The 22,056-nt window shown below is 66.3% G+C and carries 17 protein-coding genes; all 17 read left to right on the top strand.

Translation table 11 applies throughout. The features are described 5' to 3' along the window. Nucleotides 1-284: 284 nt before the first annotated feature. On the top strand, nt 285-1,088 hold the full coding sequence (locus J2X92_RS09850) for an ABC transporter ATP-binding protein (RefSeq protein WP_307575303.1): 804 nt from the start codon (nt 285-287) through the stop codon (nt 1,086-1,088). Further along, entirely contained in the window at nt 1,085-1,819 is a 735-nt protein-coding gene (locus J2X92_RS09855) for an ABC transporter ATP-binding protein (RefSeq protein WP_307575305.1), read from the top strand. Before J2X92_RS09850 ends, J2X92_RS09855 begins: the two co-directional genes overlap by 4 nt. Nucleotides 1,820-1,869: 50 nt before the next feature. Next, nucleotides 1,870-2,592 carry a bifunctional nicotinamidase/pyrazinamidase gene (pncA, locus tag J2X92_RS09860; RefSeq protein ID WP_307575306.1) on the top strand — a complete coding sequence of 241 codons (723 nt, stop codon included), beginning with the start codon at nt 1,870-1,872 and terminating at the stop codon, nt 2,590-2,592. Between the two features lie 66 nt (nt 2,593-2,658). Continuing rightward, entirely contained in the window at nt 2,659-3,819 is a 1,161-nt protein-coding gene (locus tag J2X92_RS09865) for an ABC transporter substrate-binding protein (RefSeq protein ID WP_307575308.1), read from the top strand. Further along, nucleotides 3,797-4,297 (top strand): (2Fe-2S)-binding protein, encoded by a 501-nt coding sequence (locus J2X92_RS09870; protein ID WP_307575310.1) that lies wholly within the window; start codon nt 3,797-3,799, stop codon nt 4,295-4,297. Before J2X92_RS09865 ends, J2X92_RS09870 begins: the two co-directional genes overlap by 23 nt. 148 nt (nt 4,298-4,445) lie before the next feature. Continuing rightward, on the top strand, nt 4,446-8,282 hold the full coding sequence (locus tag J2X92_RS09875) for a molybdopterin cofactor-binding domain-containing protein (RefSeq protein ID WP_307575312.1): 3,837 nt from the start codon (nt 4,446-4,448) through the stop codon (nt 8,280-8,282). A 252-nt stretch (nt 8,283-8,534) separates the two neighbouring features. Continuing rightward, on the top strand, nt 8,535-9,560 hold the full coding sequence (locus tag J2X92_RS09880; RefSeq protein WP_307575314.1) for an alpha/beta fold hydrolase: 1,026 nt from the start codon (nt 8,535-8,537) through the stop codon (nt 9,558-9,560). A gap of 51 nt (nt 9,561-9,611) precedes the next feature. Beyond that, nucleotides 9,612-10,799 carry a fumarylacetoacetate hydrolase family protein gene (locus J2X92_RS09885; RefSeq protein WP_307575315.1) on the top strand — a complete coding sequence of 396 codons (1,188 nt, stop codon included), beginning with the start codon at nt 9,612-9,614 and terminating at the stop codon, nt 10,797-10,799. A gap of 135 nt (nt 10,800-10,934) precedes the next feature. Beyond that, entirely contained in the window at nt 10,935-12,020 is a 1,086-nt protein-coding gene (gene tssA, locus J2X92_RS09890) for a type VI secretion system protein TssA (protein WP_307575317.1), read from the top strand. Between the two features lie 88 nt (nt 12,021-12,108). Continuing rightward, on the top strand, nt 12,109-12,681 hold the full coding sequence (gene tssB, locus J2X92_RS09895) for a type VI secretion system contractile sheath small subunit (RefSeq protein WP_055806810.1): 573 nt from the start codon (nt 12,109-12,111) through the stop codon (nt 12,679-12,681). Nucleotides 12,682-12,717: 36 nt separating this feature from the next. After that, complete coding sequence (tssC, locus tag J2X92_RS09900) at nt 12,718-14,229, top strand: type VI secretion system contractile sheath large subunit (RefSeq protein WP_055806808.1); 1,512 nt, start codon at nt 12,718-12,720, stop codon at nt 14,227-14,229. 47 nt (nt 14,230-14,276) lie between these two features. After that, nucleotides 14,277-14,759: an Hcp family type VI secretion system effector gene (locus tag J2X92_RS09905; RefSeq protein ID WP_307575321.1), complete on the top strand. Its 483-nt coding sequence runs from the start codon at nt 14,277-14,279 to the stop codon at nt 14,757-14,759. Nucleotides 14,760-14,879: 120 nt separating this feature from the next. After that, the gene (locus J2X92_RS09910) at nt 14,880-15,746 is read left to right on the top strand and encodes a type VI secretion system accessory protein TagJ (RefSeq protein WP_307575322.1); all 867 of its coding nucleotides are present in this window, start codon (nt 14,880-14,882) and stop codon (nt 15,744-15,746) included. Continuing rightward, nucleotides 15,743-16,303: a type VI secretion system baseplate subunit TssE gene (gene tssE, locus J2X92_RS09915; RefSeq protein ID WP_307575324.1), complete on the top strand. Its 561-nt coding sequence runs from the start codon at nt 15,743-15,745 to the stop codon at nt 16,301-16,303. The genes J2X92_RS09910 and tssE overlap by 4 nt, the downstream gene beginning before the upstream one ends. After that, nucleotides 16,303-18,174 (top strand): type VI secretion system baseplate subunit TssF, encoded by a 1,872-nt coding sequence (tssF, locus tag J2X92_RS09920; protein WP_307575325.1) that lies wholly within the window; start codon nt 16,303-16,305, stop codon nt 18,172-18,174. The genes tssE and tssF overlap by 1 nt, the downstream gene beginning before the upstream one ends. Continuing rightward, nucleotides 18,171-19,319 (top strand): type VI secretion system baseplate subunit TssG, encoded by a 1,149-nt coding sequence (gene tssG / locus J2X92_RS09925; RefSeq protein WP_307575326.1) that lies wholly within the window; start codon nt 18,171-18,173, stop codon nt 19,317-19,319. The genes tssF and tssG overlap by 4 nt, the downstream gene beginning before the upstream one ends. After that, nucleotides 19,316-22,033 carry a type VI secretion system ATPase TssH gene (gene tssH / locus J2X92_RS09930; RefSeq protein ID WP_307575328.1) on the top strand — a complete coding sequence of 906 codons (2,718 nt, stop codon included), beginning with the start codon at nt 19,316-19,318 and terminating at the stop codon, nt 22,031-22,033. Before tssG ends, tssH begins: the two co-directional genes overlap by 4 nt. Nucleotides 22,034-22,056: the final 23 nt, after the last annotated feature.

Here is a 22,056-nt window from a genome sequence, read left to right on the forward strand (position 1 = left end):
CGAGGAGCGCAGGGTTTCGCGGATCAGGGCTCGCAGCTGTTTGAGCGAAGCGAGTTCTGCGAGACCCCGCGAAACCCGAGCACCGCAGGTTGCCCCGTAGCGAAGCGCAGGGGTCGCAGACAGTGGGGTCGCCTTTTCTTTGCTTACTTTCTTTTGGCGAAGCAAAAGAAAGTGAGTCGCCCGCCGGGGCGACACCCGGCCTCGGGAAGCAAACCATCAGCAGCGATGGAAAAGCCGCCAGCCCTCACCCCAACCCTCTCCCAGGGGGAGAGGGAGTAAAGCAAATGACCCTCCTCAAAGTAGATAACTTAGGCAAGTCTTTCGGCGGCGTCAAAGCCGTAGACGGCATCAGCTTCGAGCTCAAAGCAGGCGAGCTGCTCGCCCTCATCGGCCCCAACGGCGCAGGCAAGTCCACCACCTTCAACATGGTGAACGGCCAGCTCAAGGCCGACCAGGGCTCGATCGTTTTCGACGGCCACGAGCTCGTGGGTCAGAAGCCCCGCGAAATCTGGCGCAAGGGTGTGGGCCGCACCTTTCAGATCGCCGAAACCTTTGCATCGCTCACCGTCGCCGAGAACGTGCAGATGGCGACGCTTTCGCATGACGGCAAGCTGTTCTCGATGTGGCGCCGCGCGGCGGACCACAAGCGCGACGAGGCGCTGGCACTGCTCGACCAGGTCGGCATGAAGGCGCAGGCCGACCGGCCGTGCAGCGAACTGGCCTATGGCGACGTCAAGCGCGTGGAGCTTGCGATCGCGATGGCCAATGCGCCCAAGCTGCTGCTGATGGACGAGCCCACCGCCGGCATGGCGCCGAAGGAGCGCAATTCGCTGATGGCACTCACCAAGGAACTGGTGGTCCAGCGCGGCCTCGCGGTGCTGTTCACCGAGCACAGCATGGACGTGGTGTTCGCGTACGCCGACCGCATGATCGTGCTGGCCCGCGGCCGTCTCATTGCGCAGGGCAAGCCGCTCGAAATTCGCGACCATCCGAAGGTGCAGGAGGTGTACTTCGGCAGTGGCAAGACATTCGAAAAAATTGCAGAGAAAGCCGCCGCAGTGAATGCGGCCGTGGGAGCGACGGTATGAGCACGCACGAAACCCTGCTGCAAGCGAACTCGCTCTGCGCCTGGTACGGCGCCGCACAAATCTTGTACGACGTCGATCTGGAAGTGCGCCGCGGCGAGGTCGTTGCGCTCATGGGCCGCAATGGCGCGGGCAAGTCGACCACGCTCAAGACGCTGATCGGCATGCTCTCCAAGCGCAAGGGCAACGTCAGCTTCCTCGGCCACGACATCTCGAAGAGCGAACCTCATCATGCGGCCAAGCTCGGCCTTGGCTTCGTGCCCGAAGACCGCCGCGTGTTCACCGACCTCACGGTGATGGAAAACCTCGAAGTCGGCAAGCAGCCGCCGCGCCGCTGGGCAGACGGCAGCGAGGCGCCGCTGTGGACGCCCGAGCGGCTGTTCAAGCTCTTTCCCAACCTGGGTGAAATGCCCAACCGCCCGGGCGGCCGCATGAGCGGGGGCGAGCAACAGATGCTCACCGTGGCGCGCACGCTCATGGGCAACCCCTACCTGGTGCTGCTCGACGAGCCTTCGGAAGGCGTGGCGCCGGTCATCGTCGAGCAGATGGCCAACATGATCCTGGAGCTCAAGGCGCAGGGTGTGAGCATCCTGCTGTCGGAACAGAACATGCATTTCGCCGAGCTGGTGTCCGATCGCGCCTATGTGCTCGAGAAGGGCCAGATCCGCTACCACGCCACCATGGCAGAGCTCGCGGCCAACGAAGAGGTGCGCCGCGCCTACCTGAGCGTCTAGCGCGCGGACGCTTTCGCTTTTGTTTTTCATCAACCACCGGAGCACACACCATGCATGACTCGCACCGCAGATCCCTTCTGAAGTCCACGGCCGCATTGAGCTTGCTCGGTGCAACCGGAACGCTGTTCGCGGCCTCGAAGCTCAAGCCGAATGACAAGTCCGCGCTGATCGTGATCGACGTGCAGAACTGCTTCGTCGACGGCGGCACGCTGCCCGTCAAGGGCGGCGCCGAGGTGGTGCCGGTGATCAACAAGCTGGCCGAGTCGTTCGAGAACATCGTGGTCACGCAAGACTGGCACACGCAAGGCCACGCGTCGTTCGCGAGCGCGCACCCAGGGCAGAAGCCGTTCAGCAGCATCAAGCTCTCGTATGGCAACCAGGTGCTCTGGCCCGACCACTGCGTGCAGGGCACCGACGACGCGGCTCTGCACAAGGATCTGAAGCTGCCCACGGCACAAGTCATCGTCCGCAAGGGCTTCCACAAGGGCGTGGACAGTTACTCCGCCTTCGAGGAAGCCGACCGCAAGACCGCCACCGGCCTCGGCGGCTACCTCAAGCAGCGCGGTATCAAGACGGTTTACGTGGCCGGGCTGGCCACCGACTTCTGCGTGGCATGGACCGCGCTCGATGCGCGCAAGGCCGGCTTCGAGGTCTACGTGATCGAGGACGCCACGCGCGCCATCGACCTGAACGGATCGCTCGCCGCGGCATGGAAGCAGATGACGGCCAAGGGCGTCAAGCGCATCCAGTCCTCGGACATCCAGGCGGCCTGAGCGGCTTCTCTGCCACCACAATCACCACCCTCGCAACAACAACGACAGCAAAGAGCTTGACGACGCATGACGATTTCGATTTCAAGGCGCGCCCTGGTGGCGGGCGGCGCAGCCCTGGCAATGGGCCCTGGTCTTCTACGTTCGGCACGCGCGGATAACGGCGTCACCGACAACCTCATCCGCATCGGCCAGTCGGCCGTGTTCAGCGGTCCGGCCAAGGACTTCGGCGTCGACTACCGCGCGGGCATCAAGCTCTATTTCGACCGGACCAACAAATCCGGTGGCATCAACGGCCGCAAGATCGAACTCGTCTCCTACGACGATGCCTACGACCCCGCGAAGACGGCCCTCAACACGGCCAAGCTGATCGACGAGGACAAGGTCTTCGCGCTCGCGGGCTTCGTTGCTACAGGCAACCTCGCGGCCGCGATGCCGCTGGCCGAGAAGGCGGGCGTTCCCATGTTCGCACCGCTGGTGGGCACCAGCTCGTTTCGCGCCAAGGTCAATCGCCTGCTGTTTCACGTACGTGCCGGCTACGACCTCGAGCTGCGCAAGATCATCAGCCATCTCTCGACCATCAGCCTCTCGTCCATTGCCGTGGTCTACCAGGACAGCGCCTTCGGCAAGTCGAACCTCGCCACCTGCGAGAAGCTCGCCGCCGAATACAAGGTGCAGGTCGTAAAGGCGTTGCCGCTGGCCATTACCGCCGAAGACGCCAAGCAGGTCGTCGCCGGGCTGGCCGAGGCCAAGCCTGGTGCGGTCGTGATGATCATGGCGGGGCGCATGGTCGAGGTCTTCATGCGTGACTACCGTGCGAACGGCGGGGCGGCGCCGCTCTACACGCTGTCGGTCGGCATCACCGACGCGACGGGTTCCGCCAAGCGTCTCGAAGGCAAGCTCGCGGGCCTGGTCACGGCCAGCATCGTGCCGCCGCCGGAAGCATTGCGCGTGCCCATCGTGGCCGACTATCAGCGCGACCGCGCCGAGTTCGGCGAGAAGATCGACGGCTACACGGCACTCGAAGGCTACATCGCCTCGCGCGTGATGGTCGAAGGCCTGCGCCGCGCGGGCAAGACGCTCACGCGCGACAGCTTCATCGCGGGGCTCGAAAGCATCGGCAGCACGCGCTTCGGCGATTTCCCGATCGACTACAGCGCGAAGAACCACAACGGCTCGACCTTCGTGGACCTGGAGATGTACACCCGTGACGGCCAGTTGCGGCGTTGAGCCGCTGCACCTCGAGGTCAACGGACAGGCTTGTTCGATCCCGGGCGTGCCGCGCGAGGCCACGCTGCTGCACCTCGTGCGCAACGACCTCGGGCTGAACGGGCCCAAGTACGGTTGCGGCCTGGGTCAGTGCGGCGCTTGCACTGTGCACGTCGACGGCGTGGCGGCGCGTGCCTGCGTGATTCCTGCGCATGGTGTGGCGGGCCGCGCCATCACCACCCTGGAAGGTCTCGGCACGCGCGGGCGCTGGCATCCGGTGCAGGCCGCCTTCGAAGACGCGCAGGCCGCGCAATGCGGCTATTGCCTCAATGGCATGGTGATGCAGGCCGCGGCGCTGCTCGCGCGCGATCCGCATGCGAGCGAGGCGCGCATCCGCAGCGAGCTGTCGGGCAACCTGTGCCGCTGCGGAACGCATATTGAAATTCTGGACGCGGTGCAGCGTGCTGCGGTAGGCATGCGAGAGGTGATGCGTCCATGAGCGCGTGCCTGTCTTGTCCCCTCTCCCTCTGGGAGAGGGCTAGGGTGAGGGCATCGGCCTTCGCACAAGCACGGCCTTTGCCATCGCCGCCAGCCCTCACCCCAACCCTCTCCCAGAGGGAGAGGGAGCAAGACCAGGGGCAGAGACGATGACGCGGCGCGCCGATCTTCCGCAGACACGCGCGGAGTTTCTCTCGGCCAACGGCGTGCTGCTGGTGGTGCGCGAGACCCCGCCCGCACCACCACCCGCCAAAGGCCAGCCCACAGCCATCGCCGGCAACCCCATCGAAGGCGACGAAATCCTGCTTGCAGTTTGGGATGACGGAAGCGCATCAGCGCTCAACGGCCACGTCGACCTGGGCACTGGCATCCAGACCGCGCTCGCTCAGATCGTGGTCGAAGAGCTCGACCTCGGCATGCCCTGCGTGCGCATGATGCTCGGCGATACCGCGCGCGCGCCCAACCAGGGCGCGACCATCGCCAGCGCCTCGATCCAGATCCATTCGCAGCCGCTGCGCCTCGCGGCCGCGCAGGCGCGTGCATGGCTGCTCGCGAGGGCGGCCGAGCGGCTTGGAGTCGCAGTGGAAGCGCTGCAGGTGCGCAACGGCGTCGTGCGCGTCGCAGAGGAGCCCGATCGCCGCATCAATTACGCCGACCTTGTCGCGGGCCAGCGCACAGTGCTGCGCCTCGACCCGGCCGCAGAGCCCAAGGCACCGGCCGACTACCGCATCGTCGGCACCCGCCAGCCGCGCGTGGACATTCCGGCCAAGCTCGCGGGCGAGAGCGTTTTCGTGCACGACATGCGCGTGCCCGGCATGCTGCATGGTCGCGTGGTGCGCCCCCCGTATGCCGGTGCGGACCACGGCGAGTTCATCGGCAACACGCTCGAGTCGGTGGACGAATCGTCGATTGCGCACATCCCCGGCATCCGCGCGGTGGTGGTGATCCGCGACTTCGTCGGCATCGTGGCCGAGCGCGAAGAGCACGCCGATCAGGCGCTGCGTGAACTGCGCGTTGTATGGAAAAGCTGGCCCGGCATGCCGGACCTTTCCAACCTGGCGCAGGCCCTGCGCGACAACCCGTCGACGCAGCGCCTGCTGGTCGATGAAGGCGATGTCGACGGCGCGCTGGCCGCGGCAGCGCGGCCGATGCATCGCACCTACGTGTGGCCCTATCAGATGCATGCCTCCATCGGACCTTCGTGCGCGCTGGCCGAATGGCAACCGCAGGATGGCGGGGGCGTCGGTTCCGCCGCCGGGCCGCTCCCAAGGCGGAACGCGCCCCCTTCGGGGGGCAGCGACCCACGCGCAGTGGAGGAGCGTGGGGGCATTGTCTTGCGCTGCTGGGCCGGCTCGCAGAATCCTCACGTGCTGCGCGCCGATCTTGCAAAGCTCATGGGCCTGGACGACGTGCAGGTCGACGTCGTCCGCATGGAAGCCGCGGGCTGCTACGGCCGCAACGGCGCCGACGACGTGGCAGCCGATGCCGCACTGCTTGCGCGCGCCGTGCGCGCGCCGGTACGCGTGCAGCTCACGCGCGAGCAAGAACATGCCTGGGAGCCCAAGGGCGCCGCGCAGCTCATGGAAGTGGATGGCGGCTTGATGGCCGACGGCCGCATCGCAGCCTACGACTTCGAAACGTCGTATCCGTCGAACGGCGCACCGACACTCGCGCTGCTGCTCACGCGCACCATCGAACCGGTGGCGCAGGCCTTCGAGATGGGCGACCGAACGGCGCGCCCGCCCTACAGCGTCGACAACCTGCGCGTGAAGGTCAACGACATGGCGCCGATCGTGCGCGCCTCGTGGCTGCGTGGCGTGTCGGCGCTGCCGAGTTCGTTCGCGCACGAGTCGTACATCGACGAGCTTGCCACTGCGGCGGGCGTCGATCCGGTGCAGTTCCGCCTGCGCCATTTGAACGATCCGCGCGCCGTCGAGCTCGTGCAGGCCACCGCGCAAAAAGCCGGCTGGCGCATGCGCACGGGTCCAGAGGAGAACGCCGACGGCGGGCTGGGCGAGGGCGGCGACGTTCTCTTCGGCCAGGGCTTTGCATACGCGCGCTACATCCACAGCAAGTGGCCCGGCTTCGGCGCCGCATGGGCTGCATGGGTGGCCGACGTCGAGGTCAACCGCAAGACCGGCGAGGTGCACGTGCGCCGCGTGGTGGTAGGGCACGACGCGGGGCTCGTGATCAACCCCGCGGGCGTCGAGCACCAGGTGCACGGCAACGTGATTCAGACCACCAGCCGCGCGCTGATGGAAGAGGTGCAGTTTGTGCCGCAGCAGGGCGCTGCAGCGGCTGGTGCACAGCTGCCTGGCGTGCTGCCCTCGGGCGTGGTCGAGAGCCGCGAGTGGGGCAGTTACCCGATCATCAACTTCCGCGACGTGCCGGTGGTCGAGATCATGCACATGCCGCGGCCGGGCGAGCCTTCGCTCGGTGCGGGCGAGTCGTCGTCGGTGCCGGGAACGGCGGCAATTGCGAATGCGATCTTCGATGCGACGGGGGTGCGGTTTCGTGAGCCGCCGTTCACGCCGGAGAAGGTGCTGGCGGAGCTGAACCGGGAGTTTCTCCCTCCCCCTTTGGGGGAGGGCGGGGGTGGGGGCGAGCGGCGCTTGAATGGTGGCGCTGCCGTGCCCCCATCCCAACCTTCCCCCGGAAGGGGAAGGAGCAAGACCGATGCGCCATGGCCCACCAGCAAAGGCCTCTGGGCCACCGGCGCCGCCCTCTTCATCGGCGGCATTGGCCTCATCGCCGGTCTGCTCGGCTGGCGATCCGCCATCGCCCCTGTTTTGCTCACCGCGCCGGTCTACAGCCAAGCCACCATCGAACGCGGCCGCATGCTGGCCGCGCTCGGCGACTGCGCCGTGTGTCACACCGCATCCGGCGGCGCGCCCAACGCCGGCGGCCGCGCGATGGAGACACCCTTCGGCACGCTCTACACCACCAACCTCACGCCGGATGCAGAGACGGGCCTGGGCCGCTGGTCGTTCAGCGCCTTCCAGCGGGCGATGCGCGAAGGCGTCTCTCGCGACGGCCATCACCTGTATCCGGCCTTTCCGTACACGGCATTCGCCAAGACCAGCGATGACGATCTGCAGGCGCTCTACGCGTACTTCATGTCCATGCCCGCGGTGCGCGCCGAGACACCGAAGGCCGAACTGAAGTTTCCGTTCAGCATGCGGCCGCTGATGGCCGGATGGAACGCGCTCTTCCACGATCCGGCGCCGCTGCAGCCGGTGGCCACGCAAAGCGCCGAATGGAACCGCGGCGCCTACCTCGTCAACGGCCTGGGCCACTGCGGCGCGTGCCATACGCCGCGCAACGCGCTCGGCGCGGAGCAGGGCGGCAGCGCGTTCCTGTCGGGTGCGATGGTCGAGGGCTGGGAGGCGCCGGCGCTCACCGGCCTTTCGAAGTCGGCCGTGCCATGGGATGCTGACGAGCTCTACCGCTACCTGCGCCAAGGCCACGCCCAGCGCCATGGCATCGCAGGCGGGCCCATGGCTGAGGTGGTGCGCGAGCTGGCGCAGGTACCCGATGCCGACGTGCGCGCCATGGCCACCTACCTCGCGTCATTCAATCCCGCGCCTGTGGCCGTGCCGCAAGCCGCGGCGCAGCAGGTCGTCGACACCGCTGCGCGCACGCAGGGCAAGCTGCTCGGCCCTGCGCAACGCATGTTCGACAGCGCCTGCGCGTCATGCCATCACGATGGCGACGGACCCACGCTGCTCGGCGTGAACACGCCACTCGCGCTCAACAGCAACCTCACGAGCGCAAGGCCCGACAACCTGCTGCGCACCATTCTCGATGGCGTGCGCGAGCCCGCGAACCGCGAAATCGGCTTCATGCCGGCCTTCCGCGATGCGCTCGACGACCGGCAGATTGCCGAGCTCGCGGGCTACATGCGCGCGCGCTTTGCACCGCAGGAGCCGGCGTGGTCCGACCTGCAGGCGCAGGTGGCACGCGTGCGGGCGGCGCCGGGCCACTGAGTCTGCCGCGGCCGACCCGCTCGGCCTGCGACTCTGCATTTGCAAACGACTGGCGCGTTGCGCCCAGGCGAACGCACGCCTGCAATTGAAATTTATTGTTGGCGCAGGCGGCCCAGATACAGAGGCATACGCAAGCCGAGCGGCAGGCGGCCCGCGCGCCGAACAATCGCGCCGTCGGTTCGGAAAGGCGCATGCGGTCCGGCTGACAACGCTCTCCCAGAACGCCATCACACGCCCCGAAAGGAATCTCCAATGACCGCTTCGCCCCAGTTGCCCCGCCGCTCCTTCCTCACCAAGGCAGCGCTCGGCATGGTCGCCGCCCAGCTGACTTCGATGACGATGCCTGCCTTCGCCCAATCTGCGGGCGCAGGCAGCGCGAGGCGGCTCGAGCCGCTCAAGAGCATCGAGGCTGGCGCGCTCGACATCGGCTACTACGAAGCCGGACCCGCGAATGGAGCGCCAGTGATCCTGCTGCACGGCTGGCCGTACGACATCCACATGTTCGTCGACGTCGCACCGCAGCTTGCCGCCGCCGGCTTTCGCGTGATCGTTCCCTATCTGCGCGGCTATGGCACCACGCGCTTCCTCTCGGCGGACACGCCGCGCAACGGGCAACAGTCGGCGGTTGCCGTCGACATCATCGCGTTGATGGATGCCTTGAAAATCAAGACCGCCACGGTGGCCGGCTGCGACTGGGGCGCGCGCACGGCCTGCATCATGGCCGCGCTGTGGCCGGAGCGCGTGAAGGCGCTGGTGTCGGTCAGCGGCTATCTCATCGGCAGCCAGGCGGCCGGCAAGAACCCGCTGCCGCCCGAAGCCGAGTTGCAGTGGTGGTACCAGTACTACTTCGCCACCGAGCGCGGTCGCGTGGGGTACGAGAAGAACCGCCACGACTTTGCCAAGCTCATCTGGCAGATCGCATCGCCCAAGTGGAACTTCGATGCGGCCACGTTCGAGCGCAGCGCCGTGGCGTTCGAAAACCCCGATCACGTGGCGATCACCGTGCACAACTATCGCTGGCGCCTTGGCCTGGCCGATGGCGAAGCGAAGTACCAGGCCCTGGAGGAGCGCTTGGCCAAGGCTCCGGTCATCGCCGTGCCGACCATTACGCTCGAAGGCGATGCCAACGGCGCGCCGCACCCGCAACCGAGCGCCTATGCGAACAAGTTTTCCGGGCGCTATGAGCATCGGCTGGTCAGCGGCGGCATCGGCCACAACCTGCCGCAGGAAGCGCCCGAGGCGTTTGCAAAGGCAGTGGTCGACGTGGCGCGCGGGTGAAACACTGACGCTACGATCACCTCTCCCTACATACCCAAGAGAGACGACCCCATGCCGCTGAACCTCGACACCTCCTCGAGCCTCCCGCAAGACGCCGCGCGTGCCACGCTGGTCGGCCGCCTATGGCAGCCCGGCGTCGGGCCGGTGCTCGTGGCCGTCCATGAAGGCGGGCTGCACGACCTGTCACGGCTCGCACCCACGATGAGCGACCTGCTCGAAGCGAAGGAGCCGCCATCTGATGCGGTGCGGCGGTTGATCAATGCCGGCCAAGCCACGCGCATCGCCTCGCTCGACGAGACCATCGCCAACAGCGATTCAACCGCGCGCGACGAAGCCAAGCCCTGGCTGCTCGCGCCCTGCGACCTGCAGGCCATCAAGGCCAGCGGCGTGACCTTTGTCGAGAGCCTTCTCGAACGAGTGATCGAAGAGCAGGCGCGCGGCGATGCATCGCGTGCAGAGGCCACGCGCGCGGCGCTCAGCGGCGTGCTCGGCGACAACCTCGCGGGCATCGTGCCCGGCTCGGCCGAAGCCGCGAAGGTCAAGGAGGTCTTGATCTCGCAGGGCGCATGGTCGCAGTACCTCGAAGTCGGCATTGGCCCCGACGCCGAGATCTTCACCAAGTCGCCGGTGCTCTCGGCCGTGGGCACCGGCGCCGACGTGGGCATCCATGCCGGATCGGTGTGGAACAACCCCGAGCCCGAGGTGGTGCTCGCGGTCAACAGCCGCGGCGAGACGCTTGGCGCCGCGCTGGGCAACGACGTCAACCTGCGCGACTTCGAAGGCCGCAGCGCGTTGCTGCTCGGCAAGGCGAAGGACAACAACGCCTCGTGCGCCATCGGTCCGTTCATCCGCTTGTTCGACGCGCACTTCGGCATCGACGACGTGCGCCGCATCACGGTGGCACTCGAAGTGACGGGCCCCGAAGGCTTCACGCTCGAAGGCTCGAGTTCGCTTTCGAAAATCAGCCGCGATCCGCTCGACCTGGTCTCGCAAGCCATCGGCGCGCACCATGACTATCCAGACGGCTTCATGCTGTTTCTCGGCACGATGTTCGCGCCGACACAAGACCGTCACGGTCCCGGGCAAGGATTCACCCACGTCGTGGGCGACCGCGTGCGCATCGCCGCACCGGAACTCGGCGCGCTGGTGAACCGCGTCGTTCATTCGGACCAGGCGCCAAGGTGGACTTTTGGCCTCAGTGCGCTGATGCGCAATCTAGCCAGTCGCGGATTGCTGTAAACAATCTTTCTACGCTTTAAAAGGAGTTGTACTCCTTTGTGATTCATAGGCGGTACGTAGCAATGTGTTGCTGTTGACCGCGCTTCCCGTTCCCCTCAAGATAACCATTGTTGGTGGTTGTTAATAAATAGGGAGATGGGGTTGTCGCCGAGCGAGTTAGAACTATTGCAGTCGCCTGTTGAAGGCCCGCTCCCGTGCGGCGAAGACCTCGAATACGACCCCGACTTCATGGCGCTGCAACAGGCTGCGACAGGAAAGCGGGAGCAGCAGTTCGGCTCCACCATCATCCCGGCGGAGCCGCCCGACTGGGCCCGTGTAGAGCGCATCGCAACGCAGCTGTGCAAACGCACGCTCGACGTGCGCGTGCTGGTTCCGCTGACGCTGGCATGGACCGAGAGCCGCGGCCTGCCCGGCTATGTCGATGGGTTGCGCGTGGTGGACGGCATCTTGCAGAAGTATTGGGACGACGTGCATCCGCGCGTGGTCGATGGTGATTTCGAAGACCCGCTGCCGCGCATGAATGCGCTGGCCGCATTGGCAGAAGCCGAGGGACTCGGGCGCAGCGTGCGCGATGCACGCCTGCTCGAGGATGCCGGCGCGTCGATGAGCCTGCGGCAGGTCGAGGCCGTGCTCGATTCGAGCAAGGCCGACCAGATCGATTACCCGGGCGGCATCGGCCGGCTGCGGGAAGTGGCGCGCCGCGCGCAAGAAAAAGCGGCGGCGCCGGTGATGGCATTGCATGCAGCGCTGGGTCTGCTGCAGCGAATTCGCGAGACCTCGGAGCGCGCACTGGGACAAAGCTGGACGCCCGACTTTTCGCGGCTCGAGCGTTCGCTTCGCACCGTGGTCCAGCTGCTGCCGGAGCAGGCGCAGCCCGCTCCGGCCGAGGAACTGAAGGCCGCAAGCGGAAATGAGCCGGCCAAGGCGGCCGCGTCGGGACAAGGCATCGCGAGCCCTTTGAACGGTGCGTCGGGCCACGGTTTAGCAAGCATTAAAGATATTGAAATATCGACTCGTGATGATGTGCAGGTGTTGCTGGAGAAGGCGTGCCAATACATGGAGCGCACCGAGCCCAGCCACCCGGCACCAATGCTCATCCGTAGAGCGCAAAGACTGCTGGACCTCAACTTCTTCCAGATCATCGAAGAACTCGTACCCGAGGGCTTGCAGAAGATTGAAAGCCTGGCGGGACGTTCGCTGAGCAGCGGCACGGCCGAATAGAGCGAAGGCAGGCGCCGGCGCGAGAACACAAGGACAGACAGTCAGGGCAGGTCCGACCCACACGCATCAGAGATTCAAGAGGAAGCTTATGGCAGACAACCGTGTCAGGAACAGTGGTCAGAAGTTCATTGCGCGCAACCGCGCACCGCGCGTGCAGATCGAGTACGACGTAGAGATCTACGGCAGCGAACGCAAGATCCAGCTGCCCTTCGTGATGGGCGTGATCGCCGATCTCGCGGGCAAGCAGGTCGACCCGATGCCCGATCTCGCCGATCGCGATTTCATGGCGGTGGACATCGACAACTTCGACGACCGCATGAAGTCGATCAAGCCGCGCGTGGCCTTCCAGGTACCCAACACGCTCACGGGCGAGGGCCAGATGAACGTCGACATCACCTTCGACAGCATGGACGACTTCTCGCCCGCGCGCATTGCACGCCAGGTGGGCGCGCTTCAGCACCTGCTCGAAGCCCGCACCGAGCTTTCCAACCTGCTGTCCTACATGGACGGCAAGAACGGCGCGGAGCAGCTGATTGCCCAAGCGCTGCAGAACCCGGAGCTGCTCAAGTCGCTCGCGTCCGCACCCAACCCGGCCGTGGCCAAGGCGGTGGAAGCGGCGAACGAAAAGTCCGGCGGCGCCGGCACCATCCCTTCCGAATAAGCCGAGCAAGTCGACCAAGCCGACAGGACTTCCACCATGAGCACCGCATCCAAACAGACAGCAGCGCGCGCGCAGACCGCCACCATCGAGGCGCTCGAGCCCAACGAGTTCTCCGACCTGCTGCAGCGAGAGTTCAAGCCCAAGACCGACCAGGCCCGCGAGGCGGTGCAAAGCGCCGTCAAGACCTTGGCGGTGCAGGCGCTCGAAAGCACCGTCACCATCTCGAACGATGCCTACCGCACCGTGCAGGCGATCATCACCGAGATCGACCGCAAGCTCTCCGAGCAGATCAACCAGATTCTTCACCACGAGGACTTCCAGCAGCTCGAAGGCGCATGGCGCGGCCTGCACTACCTGGTCAACAACACCGAGACCGACGAACAGCTCAAGATCCGCGTGATGTGCGCGTCGAAGCGCGAAGTGGCGCGCTCGCTCAAGCGCCACAAGGGCATCGGCTGGGACCAGAGCCCGCTGTTCAAGAAAATCTACGAACACGAATACGGCCAGTTCGGCGGTGAGCCCTTCGGTGCGCTGATCGGCGACTTCCACTTCGACCACAGCCCGCCCGATGTCGAGATGCTCGGCGAAATGGCGAAGATCGCCGCGGCCGCGCACTGCCCCTTCATTGCCGGCGCATCGCCCACCGTGATGCAGATGGATTCGTGGCAGGAGCTCTCGAACCCGCGCGACCTCACCAAGATTTTCCAGAACACCGAGCACACCGCATGGCGCTCGCTGCGTGAGTCGGAAGACGCGCGCTACATCGGCCTGGCCATGCCGCGCTTCCTGGCACGCCTCCCTTACGGCGCGCGCACCAATCCAGTCGATGAGTTCGAGTTCGAGGAAGAAACCGACTCGGCCCTGCACAACCGCTACACCTGGGCCAACTCGGCCTACGCCATGGGCGTGAACATCAACCGCTCGTTCAAGCAGTACGGCTGGTGCACCTCCATTCGTGGCGTGGAATCGGGCGGTGCGGTCGAGAACCTTCCGACCCATACCTTCCCGACCGACGACGGCGGCGTGGACATGAAGTGCCCGACCGAGATCGCCATCAGCGACCGGCGCGAGGCTGAGCTCGCCAAGAACGGCTTCATGCCGCTGGTGCACCGCAAGAACTCCGACTTTGCGGCCTTCATCGGCGCGCAGTCGCTGCAGCAGCCGGCCGAGTACTACGACGCCGATGCCACGGCAAACGCCAACCTTGCGGCGCGCCTGCCGTACCTGTTTGCATGCTGCCGCTTCGCGCACTACCTGAAGTGCATCGTGCGCGACAAGATCGGATCGTTCCGCGAGCGCGAGGACATGGAGCGCTGGCTCAACGACTGGATCATGAACTACGTGGACGGCAGCCCCGGCACGTCGTCGCAGGACACGAAGGCAATGAAGCCGCTGGCGGCGGCAGAAGTCCAGGTGGAAGCCATCGAGGACAACCCGGGCTACTACGCCGCCAAGTTTTTTCTCCGGCCGCACTATCAGCTCGAAGGGCTGACTGTGTCGTTGCGGCTGGTTTCGAAGCTGCCATCCAACAAGAAGGACAGCAGCTAGTTCAACGGTGTCCCGCAAGCGGGCAAATATAACTTTGGGGGTTAATCATGGCAGTAGACATGTTCATGCGCGTCGAGGGCGCAAACGGCGAATCCAAGGACTCGAACCACAAGGACTGGACGGATATCAAGTCGTTTGCATGGGGAGCGACGCAGCCTGGAAACATGGTCAGCGGCGGTGGCGGCGGTGTGGGCAAGGCGAGCTTCAATGACCTGCAGGTCATTGCGCGCATCGACAAGGCGGCCCCGTCCGTCATGAAGAACTGCGCCAGCGGCAAGCACCTGAGCAAGGTCGAGGTGTCGGTGTGCAAGGCGGGGGGCTCGCAGATCGAATACACCCGCGTCACGCTGGAAGAAGTGCTGGTCACCTCGGTGCAGTACACGGCCGAGCAGGGCGGCGATGCGGTGCTGGTGCAGTTCGCCTTCCAGGCCGCCAAGGTCAAGCAGCAGTACTGGGAGCAGACGGACAAGGGCGGCAAGGGCGCCGAGACCGTGCTGGCCTGGAACATCAAGGAAAACCGGGAATCCTGATTCCCGCGAGTCCCGGCCGGAGCCGCGCGCGCCGCTTTTTCTGCGGCGTGCCGCGGGCCGGCCTCCCACAGATATTCACCGACGGCCCACGGGCCGTGCGCGAGTCAATGAGGAAGCTACATGGGCGATGGGTTTGCAGTGCTGGGCGAGCGCTCCGTGGCGGAGCACACCGAATGGGTACAGCGGCAGATTCGCGCCAGTCCCCAGAACGCCAGCCTGCGGCTCGCCCTCTGCCACTTTCTTGCGCTCAGGGGCGAGTGGCAGCGGGCTGAAGACCAGCTCAAGCTGGCCGCAAAGATCGATCCTTCTTTCGCTCCTGCCAGCGCCACCTGTGCAATGGCATTGGCAGCCGAGCGACACCGAACCGAATTCTGGAACGGCGGCCGTGCGCCGGCCGTCATCGCGGGCGAGGCCGATTGGGTGGCGCAACTGATTGCCGCCGCGGCGCTGCCGTTCGAGCACGCCACCGAAGCGGCTGACCTGCGCGAAGCCGCGCGGCTGGCAGCGCCCGGATTGCGGGGCGCCTTGAGCTGCGTCGACCGGTCCGATGCACGTACCGCACAGGCCATCGATGGCGAACCGGTGGAAAGCATCGAGTTGGCCTGGCTGTGCGACGGCGACGTGCGCATTGGCGCCGTGCTCGAACTCCTCACGCCTTCGGGCTACGCCTGGCTGCCGTTGCCGGCGGTGCGGCGCCTGAAGTTTTCCCGCCCGCAGCATCTGGTCGACCTGCTCTGGGCGCCGGCCGAGATCGTGCTGCAGGACGGCCGCGGACTCAACGGCCTGGTGCCGGTCCGCTACCCGGGCGCGCTCGATGCGCTCGACGATGAAACCATGCTGGGCCGCCGTACCGAATGGCAACCGCTCGCCGGCGAAGAGCAGTACGCCGGCGTGGGCCAGCGCACATTCATCAGCGAAGCTGGCGACCACTCGCTGCTCGACATCCGGCTCGTCGAGTTCGCTCCCGCCGAGAGTGCCGCGCAGTGAGTTCCGTATTGCCCGCCAGCCGCCCGGCCACGGAGCTCGACGGCGACCAGCAAGAGAGCGTTGCACGCGACCGCCTGCAGCCGGTTCTGCTCGACCGCCTGACCGACAAGCAGCCGCAAAGCCGCCAGGAGCGCGCGGGTGCGTTCTTGATGAGCGGCAAGCTGCTGCGCGATTCGGTGCTGCGCGATCTGCAGTGGCTGCTCAACACCACCAACTTCGGCGCCGGCCACACCATCAATGCCATGCCGCGCGCGCGGCGCTCGGTCGTCAACTACGGCGTGCGCGGCTGGGCCGGCGGGCGCATGTCGGAGGTCGACTTCGCGGATGTGGAGGCGGCCATCCGCACGGCGATCATCGACTTCGAGCCGCGCATCATGAAGGACAGCATCGACGTGCGCTGCGTCACCGACGCTACCGACCTGGAGCACCACAACCTGCTCGCGCTCGAGATCCGGGGCACGCTGTGGTCGGTGCCTTACCCCATCGAATTCATCCTGCGCTCAGAACTCGATCTCGAGAGTGGCCACATGGTCCTGCGCCCCACGGGAGGGCTTTGATGGACGCCAGGCTGCTGGACTACTACAACCGCGAGCTCACCTACATGCACGAGCTCGGTGCCGAGTTCGCGCAGCGCTACCCGAAGATCGCGGGTCGGCTGGGCATGCGCGGCATCGAGGTCAGCGACCCGTACGTGGAGCGCCTGCTGGAAGGCTTCAGCTTTCTCACGGCGCGCATCCAGCTCAAGATGGATGCGGAGTTTCCGCGCTTCTCGCAGCGGCTGCTCGAAGTGGTGTACCCGAACTTTCTTGCGCCGCTGCCCGCCATGGGCGTGGTGCAGATCGATGGCAACCTCAATGAAGGTTCGCTGAAGGCCGGCTATGAATTGCCGCGCCACACCATCCTGCGCGGCCGCATGATCAAGGGCGAGCAGACGGCCTGCGAGTTTCGCACCGGGCATGCGGTCACGCTGTGGCCCATCAAGATCACCCAGGCGGGCATCGGCCCCGTGCCGGCCGAGATCGCGCATGCGATGCCGGCCGTTGCGCGCCAGGCCAAGAGCGCGATCACCATCAAGCTCGAAGCCGTGGGCGGCGCGCGCTTTGCCGAGATGCCGCTCGACCGGCTCGAGTTCTTTCTTTCGGGCGCTGAGCTGCATGCGCTGCGCGTGCTCGAACTCGCGGTGCACCACAGCGTGGGCACCGTGTGCCGCAGCGGGCCGGGCAGCACCGCGCGCATCGTGCCGCTCGGCGACGAGGCCATTCGCCACGAGGGTTTCGACCCCGAGCAAGCGCTGCTGCCCTACGACGCGCGTTCGTTCCAGGGCTACCGGCTGCTGCACGAGTACTTCGCCTTCCCGGACCGATACCTGTTCTTCAGCGTGAAGAATTTGCGCGCGGCTGCGGCCGCCATGAGCGGCACCACGATGGAAATCGTGATCCTGCTCGACCGTGCCGACGGCGACCTGGAGCGGCTCGTCGATGCGCGGCATTTCTCGCTCTTCTGCACGCCCATCATCAATCTGGTGCCGCGCCGCAGCGACCGCATTCCGGTCGGACCCGGGCAGCACGAGCACCACGCGGTGATCGACCGCACGCGTCCGCGCGACTTCGAAATCTTCACCGTCGAGCGTGTCACGGGCCACATGAGCAGCGGCTCCGAAGAGCGCGAATTCAGGCCCTTCCTCGGCTCGTTCGCGGCCGACGACGGCGACTTCGGCTCGTACTTCTCGCTGCGTCGAGAGCCGCGCCTGGTGTCTGACCGTGCGCGTGCGCAGGGCACCCGCACCAGCTACACCGGCAGCGAGGTGTATGTGTCGCTCGTCGACCAGCACGACGCGCCTTTCCCGCACAGCCTGCGGCACATCACCATCGATGCGCTGTGCACCAACCGCGACTTGCCGCTCTTGCTGCCCACCGGGCTGGAGTCCGACTTCACCTTGCGGGTGTCGGCGCCCGTGCGCGGCGTACGCATCCTGCGCGGGCCGTCGCGGCCGTACCCCGCGCTGGCGGAAGGCGCGCTCACCTGGCGCCTCATCAGCCATCTGGGGCTCAACTACCTGAGCTTGACCGACGTCGATGCGACGCAGGGTGCGGCCGCGCTGCGCGAGATGCTCGACCTGTACGGCAACCTGGCCGATCCAGCGGTGCGCCGGCAGATTCAGGGTGTGCGCTCGATGGCGCTGGCGCCCGTATTCCGCCGCCTGCCCGAACCCGGACCCATCGTCTTCGGGCGCGGCGTGGAGATCGCTCTGAAGATCGACGAGGTCGCCTTCTCGGGGTCGAGCCCTTATCTTTTCGGCGCCGTGCTGGAGCAATTCTTCAGCCGGCATGTGTCGCTCAACGCGTTCACCGAGTTCGCGCTCTCCAGCCTGCAGCGCGGAGAAATCGCGCGCTGGATGCCGCGCATCGGTCGTCGGCCCGCCGTATGAGTGCGCTGGACGTCACCGACGATTCACTGGCGCCATCGGCGGTGCCCGATTCGCCAGAGGCCATCACGGTCAGCATGCGTCGCGGCGTGCCCGAGGGCGACCCGGTCTTGTGGGCGGGCTTGATCGACCAGCCCTTCGAGCATGACCTTTTCATGCTGCTGCGCCGGCTCGATGCGCAAGGCGGCCACCCCTTGCTGGGCCGTGCGCCGCGTCCGCTCGACGAGCCGCTGCGCCTCGGGCAGGAGCCCTCGATGGCGTTTGCGCCATCGAACGTTTCCGGCGTGGACGTCGACGGCGACGGACCGCCGCGCATCTCCATCTACGGCTTCGGCCTGTTCGGTCCCAACGGGCCGTTGCCGCTGCACCTGACCGAGTACGCGCGTGAGCGCAAGCGGCATCACGGCGACGACACGTTCAGCGTATTCGCCGACCTGTTCCACCATCGGCTCATCCTGCTGTTCTACCGCGCCTGGGCAGATGCGCAGTCGGTCAACAGCCTCGACCGGCCCGACGGCCACCGCTTCGTCGATTACGTAGCGAGCCTCATGAACATGGGGCAGCCGGGGCTCAAGGAGCGCGACCGCATCGCGGACCATGCGCGCACCTTCATGGCCGGGCACCTGGTGCGCCAGACGCGCAACCCGGAAGGCCTGATCCAGATCCTCAAGCTGTACTTCGACGTGCCGGTGCGTGTCGAGGAATTCGTGAGCGACTGGGTGATGCTCGACGAGCGGCAGGTGAGCTGCATCGGCCTCTTCGGGCGCAACCATCAGCTGGGCGGCGGCGCCACCATCGGCCTGGCGGTGCGCGATGCACAGAGCAAGTTCCGCCTCGAACTGGGGCCGCTTTCGCAGCACGAGTTTCGCGACTTTCTACCGGGCAGCAAGCGGCTTCGGCAGGTGGTCGACTGGGTGCGCCAGTACGTCGGCATCGAGTTTGCCTGGGAGCTCCGGCTCGTGCTGAAGAAGCAGGAAGCCCGCGGCATGCAACTGGGCGGCGACCACCGCCTGGGCTGGGGCAGCTGGCTCGGCACGCGCCTCTCGGACACCGACGCCGGCGACTTGGTGTTCCAGCCCGAAGCATTGTTTTCCCGTTCCGCATCGGCAGCTTCCGTGGCGGCTGAAGTTTCTTCCATGGCCTTATGACCGATATTCGCCGCGTCTCTCTTTTCTCGAAACTGAACCCGATGCTCTACAAGGCATTGGAGACCGCCACCGCCTTTGCAAAGCTGCGCGGCAATGCCTATGTGGAGCTGGTGCACTGGCTGCACCAGATATTGCAATTGCAGGACAGCGACCTGCTGCGCATCGTCAAGCGCGGGGGCCTCAACATCGATGCAGTGGAACAGGACCTGGTGCGCGCGCTCGACCGCCTGCCGCACGGCGCCACGTCGATCAGCGACATTTCCGAGCACGTCGACAACGCCGTCGAACGCGCCTGGGTCTATGCAAGCCTTCGCTTCGAAGCCACCTCGATCCGCGGCGCCTACCTGCTCGCGGGCATCGTCAAGACGCCGGGGCTGCGGCAGGTGCTCTCGGGCATCTCGCGCGAGTTCGACAAGATCGTGCCCGACGTACTCATTGCCCAGCTTCCTGCTTGGACCGAGGGGTCGCCCGAGGACGACTTCGATGCGGCGCCGAGCGGTGGCGGAGGCGGCGCTCCCGCTGTTGCACACCAGGGCGAAGGCGCCACTACGGGCGGCTCCGCGCTGGCCAAGTACGCGAGCGACCTGACGGCCAAGGCGCGCGCCGGCGAGCTCGATCCGGTCTATGGCCGCGACGACGAGATTCGCCAGATCATCGACATCCTGATGCGGCGGCGGCAGAACAATCCGCTGCTCACCGGCGAGGCCGGCGTGGGCAAGACGGCGGTGGTCGAAGGCCTGGCTTCGCGGCTGGCGGCGGGCGACGTGCCGCCCTCACTCAAGGACGTATCGCTGTGGGTGCTCGACCCCACGCTGCTGCAGGCCGGCGCGGGCGTGAAGGGCGAATTCGAGCAGCGCCTGCGCCAGGTGATCGATGAAGTCGAGAAGAGCCCCAAGCCCATCGTGCTGTTCGTCGACGAGGTGCACACGCTGGTCGGTGCAGGCGGCACCGCCGGCACGGGCGATGCGGCCAACCTGCTGAAGCCGGCGCTCGCGCGCGGGCGGCTGCGCACCATCGGCGCCACCACGTGGTCGGAGTACAAGAAGTACATCGAGAAAGACCCGGCGCTCACACGGCGCTTCCAGACCATCCAGGTGCACGAACCCACCGAGCCCAAGGCCGTGATTATGCTGCGCGGCATTTCGGCCGAGCTGGAAAAGCACCACGGCGTGCTCATTCTCGATGCCGCGCTCGAGGCGGCCGTGAGCCTGTCGCATCGCTACATTCCCGCGCGGCAACTGCCCGACAAGGCCGTGAGCCTGCTGGACACGGCCTGCGCGCGCGTGGCCTTGAGCCAGCATGCGCTGCCCGCCGCCATCGAAGACTTGCAGCGCCGCATCGAGGTGCTGGGCATCGAGTCTGGCATCGCGGGGCGGGAGGCCGCCATCGGCGTGGGCGAGCACAAGCGAGTGGAAGACATTGCGGCCCAGGTGGCTGCGGCGCAGGCCGAACTCGATCTGCTGGAGCAGCGGCGCGTGGAAGAGGCGGCGCTGGTCGAGCGCATCGTCGCGCTGCGCAAACTGCTGTCCCCTGCGGCCGTGCCGGTGCAGACCGACGAGGCGGTGACGGACGAGAGCCCGTCCGCCATCGACATTGATCCTGCCGAACGCGAGCGCACACCCGAAGCGATCCGCGCCGAACTCAACGAGGCGCAAGACAAGCTCGCGCAGCTGCAGGGCGAATCGCCTCTCATCCTTGCCGCCGTCGATGCGCAGGCCATTGCCACCGTGGTGGCCGACTGGACTGGCATTCCCATCGGCCGCATGGTGCGCGACGATGCGCAGTCGGTGCTGCGCTTGGGCGAAATTCTCTCGGCCCGCGTGGTGGCTCAGCCCGATGCGCTGGAGACGATCTCGCGGCGCATTCGCACCGCGCGTGCACGGCTCGACAACCCGAACAAGCCGGTGGGCGTGTTCCTGCTCTGCGGCCCTTCGGGCGTGGGCAAGACCGAGACCGCGCTCGCGCTGTCCGAAGCGCTCTATGGTGGCGAGCAGAACCTCGTCACCATCAACATGAGCGAGTTCCAGGAGTCGCACACCGTCTCCACGCTCAAAGGCGCGCCGCCGGGCTACGTTGGCTACGGCGAAGGCGGCGTGCTGACGGAGGCGGTGCGCCGCAGGCCCTACAGCGTGGTGCTGCTCGACGAGATCGAGAAGGCGCACACCGACGTGCATGAGATCTTCTTCCAGGTATTCGACAAGGGCTGGATGGAAGACGGCGAAGGCCGGCACATCGACTTTCGCAACACCGTGATCATCATGACCTCCAACGTCGGTACCGACCTGGTCATGCAGCTGTGCGAAGAACCGACCCTGCGCCCCGACCCCGAGCCGCTGGCCGCCGCACTGCGCGAACCACTGCTCAAGGTGTTTGCGCCGGCGCTGCTCGGACGGCTGGTCGTCGTGCCTTACTACCCGCTGCAGGCCGATGCGCTGCATCGCATCATCCGCCTCCAACTCGACCGCATTGCCGCTCGCCTCGATGCGAACCACGGCATTGCGCTGGCCTACGACGACAGCGCCGTCGAACTCGTGGCGCGCCGCTGTACGGCCATCGAGTCGGGCGGCCGGATGATCGACGCGATCCTCACGCACACCATTCTTCCGCGGCTGAGCGAAGAAGTCATCGGAGCCACCGTCAGCGCGCGCAAGCTCGCCGGCGTGCGGCTGTCTGCAGCGGAGGGCGACTTCAGGTACGAATTCTCGCAAGCATAAAAAGGCAAGGAATGCAAAGGAGA

This window comes from Variovorax paradoxus, assembly GCF_030811855.1.
GTDB lineage: Bacteria > Pseudomonadota > Gammaproteobacteria > Burkholderiales > Burkholderiaceae_C > Variovorax > Variovorax paradoxus_L.

Coding starts and splice junctions, on each gene's coding strand:
- tssH (WP_307575328.1), top strand. CDS start 19,316: ATGACCGATATTCGCCGCGTCTCTCTTTTCTCGAAACTGAACCCGATG.
- pncA (WP_307575306.1), top strand. CDS start 1,870: ATGCATGACTCGCACCGCAGATCCCTTCTGAAGTCCACGGCCGCATTG.
- J2X92_RS09855 (WP_307575305.1), top strand. CDS start 1,085: ATGAGCACGCACGAAACCCTGCTGCAAGCGAACTCGCTCTGCGCCTGG.
- tssB (WP_055806810.1), top strand. CDS start 12,109: ATGGCAGACAACCGTGTCAGGAACAGTGGTCAGAAGTTCATTGCGCGC.
- tssC (WP_055806808.1), top strand. CDS start 12,718: ATGAGCACCGCATCCAAACAGACAGCAGCGCGCGCGCAGACCGCCACC.
- J2X92_RS09910 (WP_307575322.1), top strand. CDS start 14,880: ATGGGCGATGGGTTTGCAGTGCTGGGCGAGCGCTCCGTGGCGGAGCAC.
- J2X92_RS09875 (WP_307575312.1), top strand. CDS start 4,446: ATGACGCGGCGCGCCGATCTTCCGCAGACACGCGCGGAGTTTCTCTCG.
- J2X92_RS09905 (WP_307575321.1), top strand. CDS start 14,277: ATGGCAGTAGACATGTTCATGCGCGTCGAGGGCGCAAACGGCGAATCC.
- J2X92_RS09885 (WP_307575315.1), top strand. CDS start 9,612: ATGCCGCTGAACCTCGACACCTCCTCGAGCCTCCCGCAAGACGCCGCG.
- tssA (WP_307575317.1), top strand. CDS start 10,935: ATGGGGTTGTCGCCGAGCGAGTTAGAACTATTGCAGTCGCCTGTTGAA.
- J2X92_RS09880 (WP_307575314.1), top strand. CDS start 8,535: ATGACCGCTTCGCCCCAGTTGCCCCGCCGCTCCTTCCTCACCAAGGCA.
- tssF (WP_307575325.1), top strand. CDS start 16,303: ATGGACGCCAGGCTGCTGGACTACTACAACCGCGAGCTCACCTACATG.
- J2X92_RS09850 (WP_307575303.1), top strand. CDS start 285: ATGACCCTCCTCAAAGTAGATAACTTAGGCAAGTCTTTCGGCGGCGTC.
- tssG (WP_307575326.1), top strand. CDS start 18,171: ATGAGTGCGCTGGACGTCACCGACGATTCACTGGCGCCATCGGCGGTG.
- J2X92_RS09865 (WP_307575308.1), top strand. CDS start 2,659: ATGACGATTTCGATTTCAAGGCGCGCCCTGGTGGCGGGCGGCGCAGCC.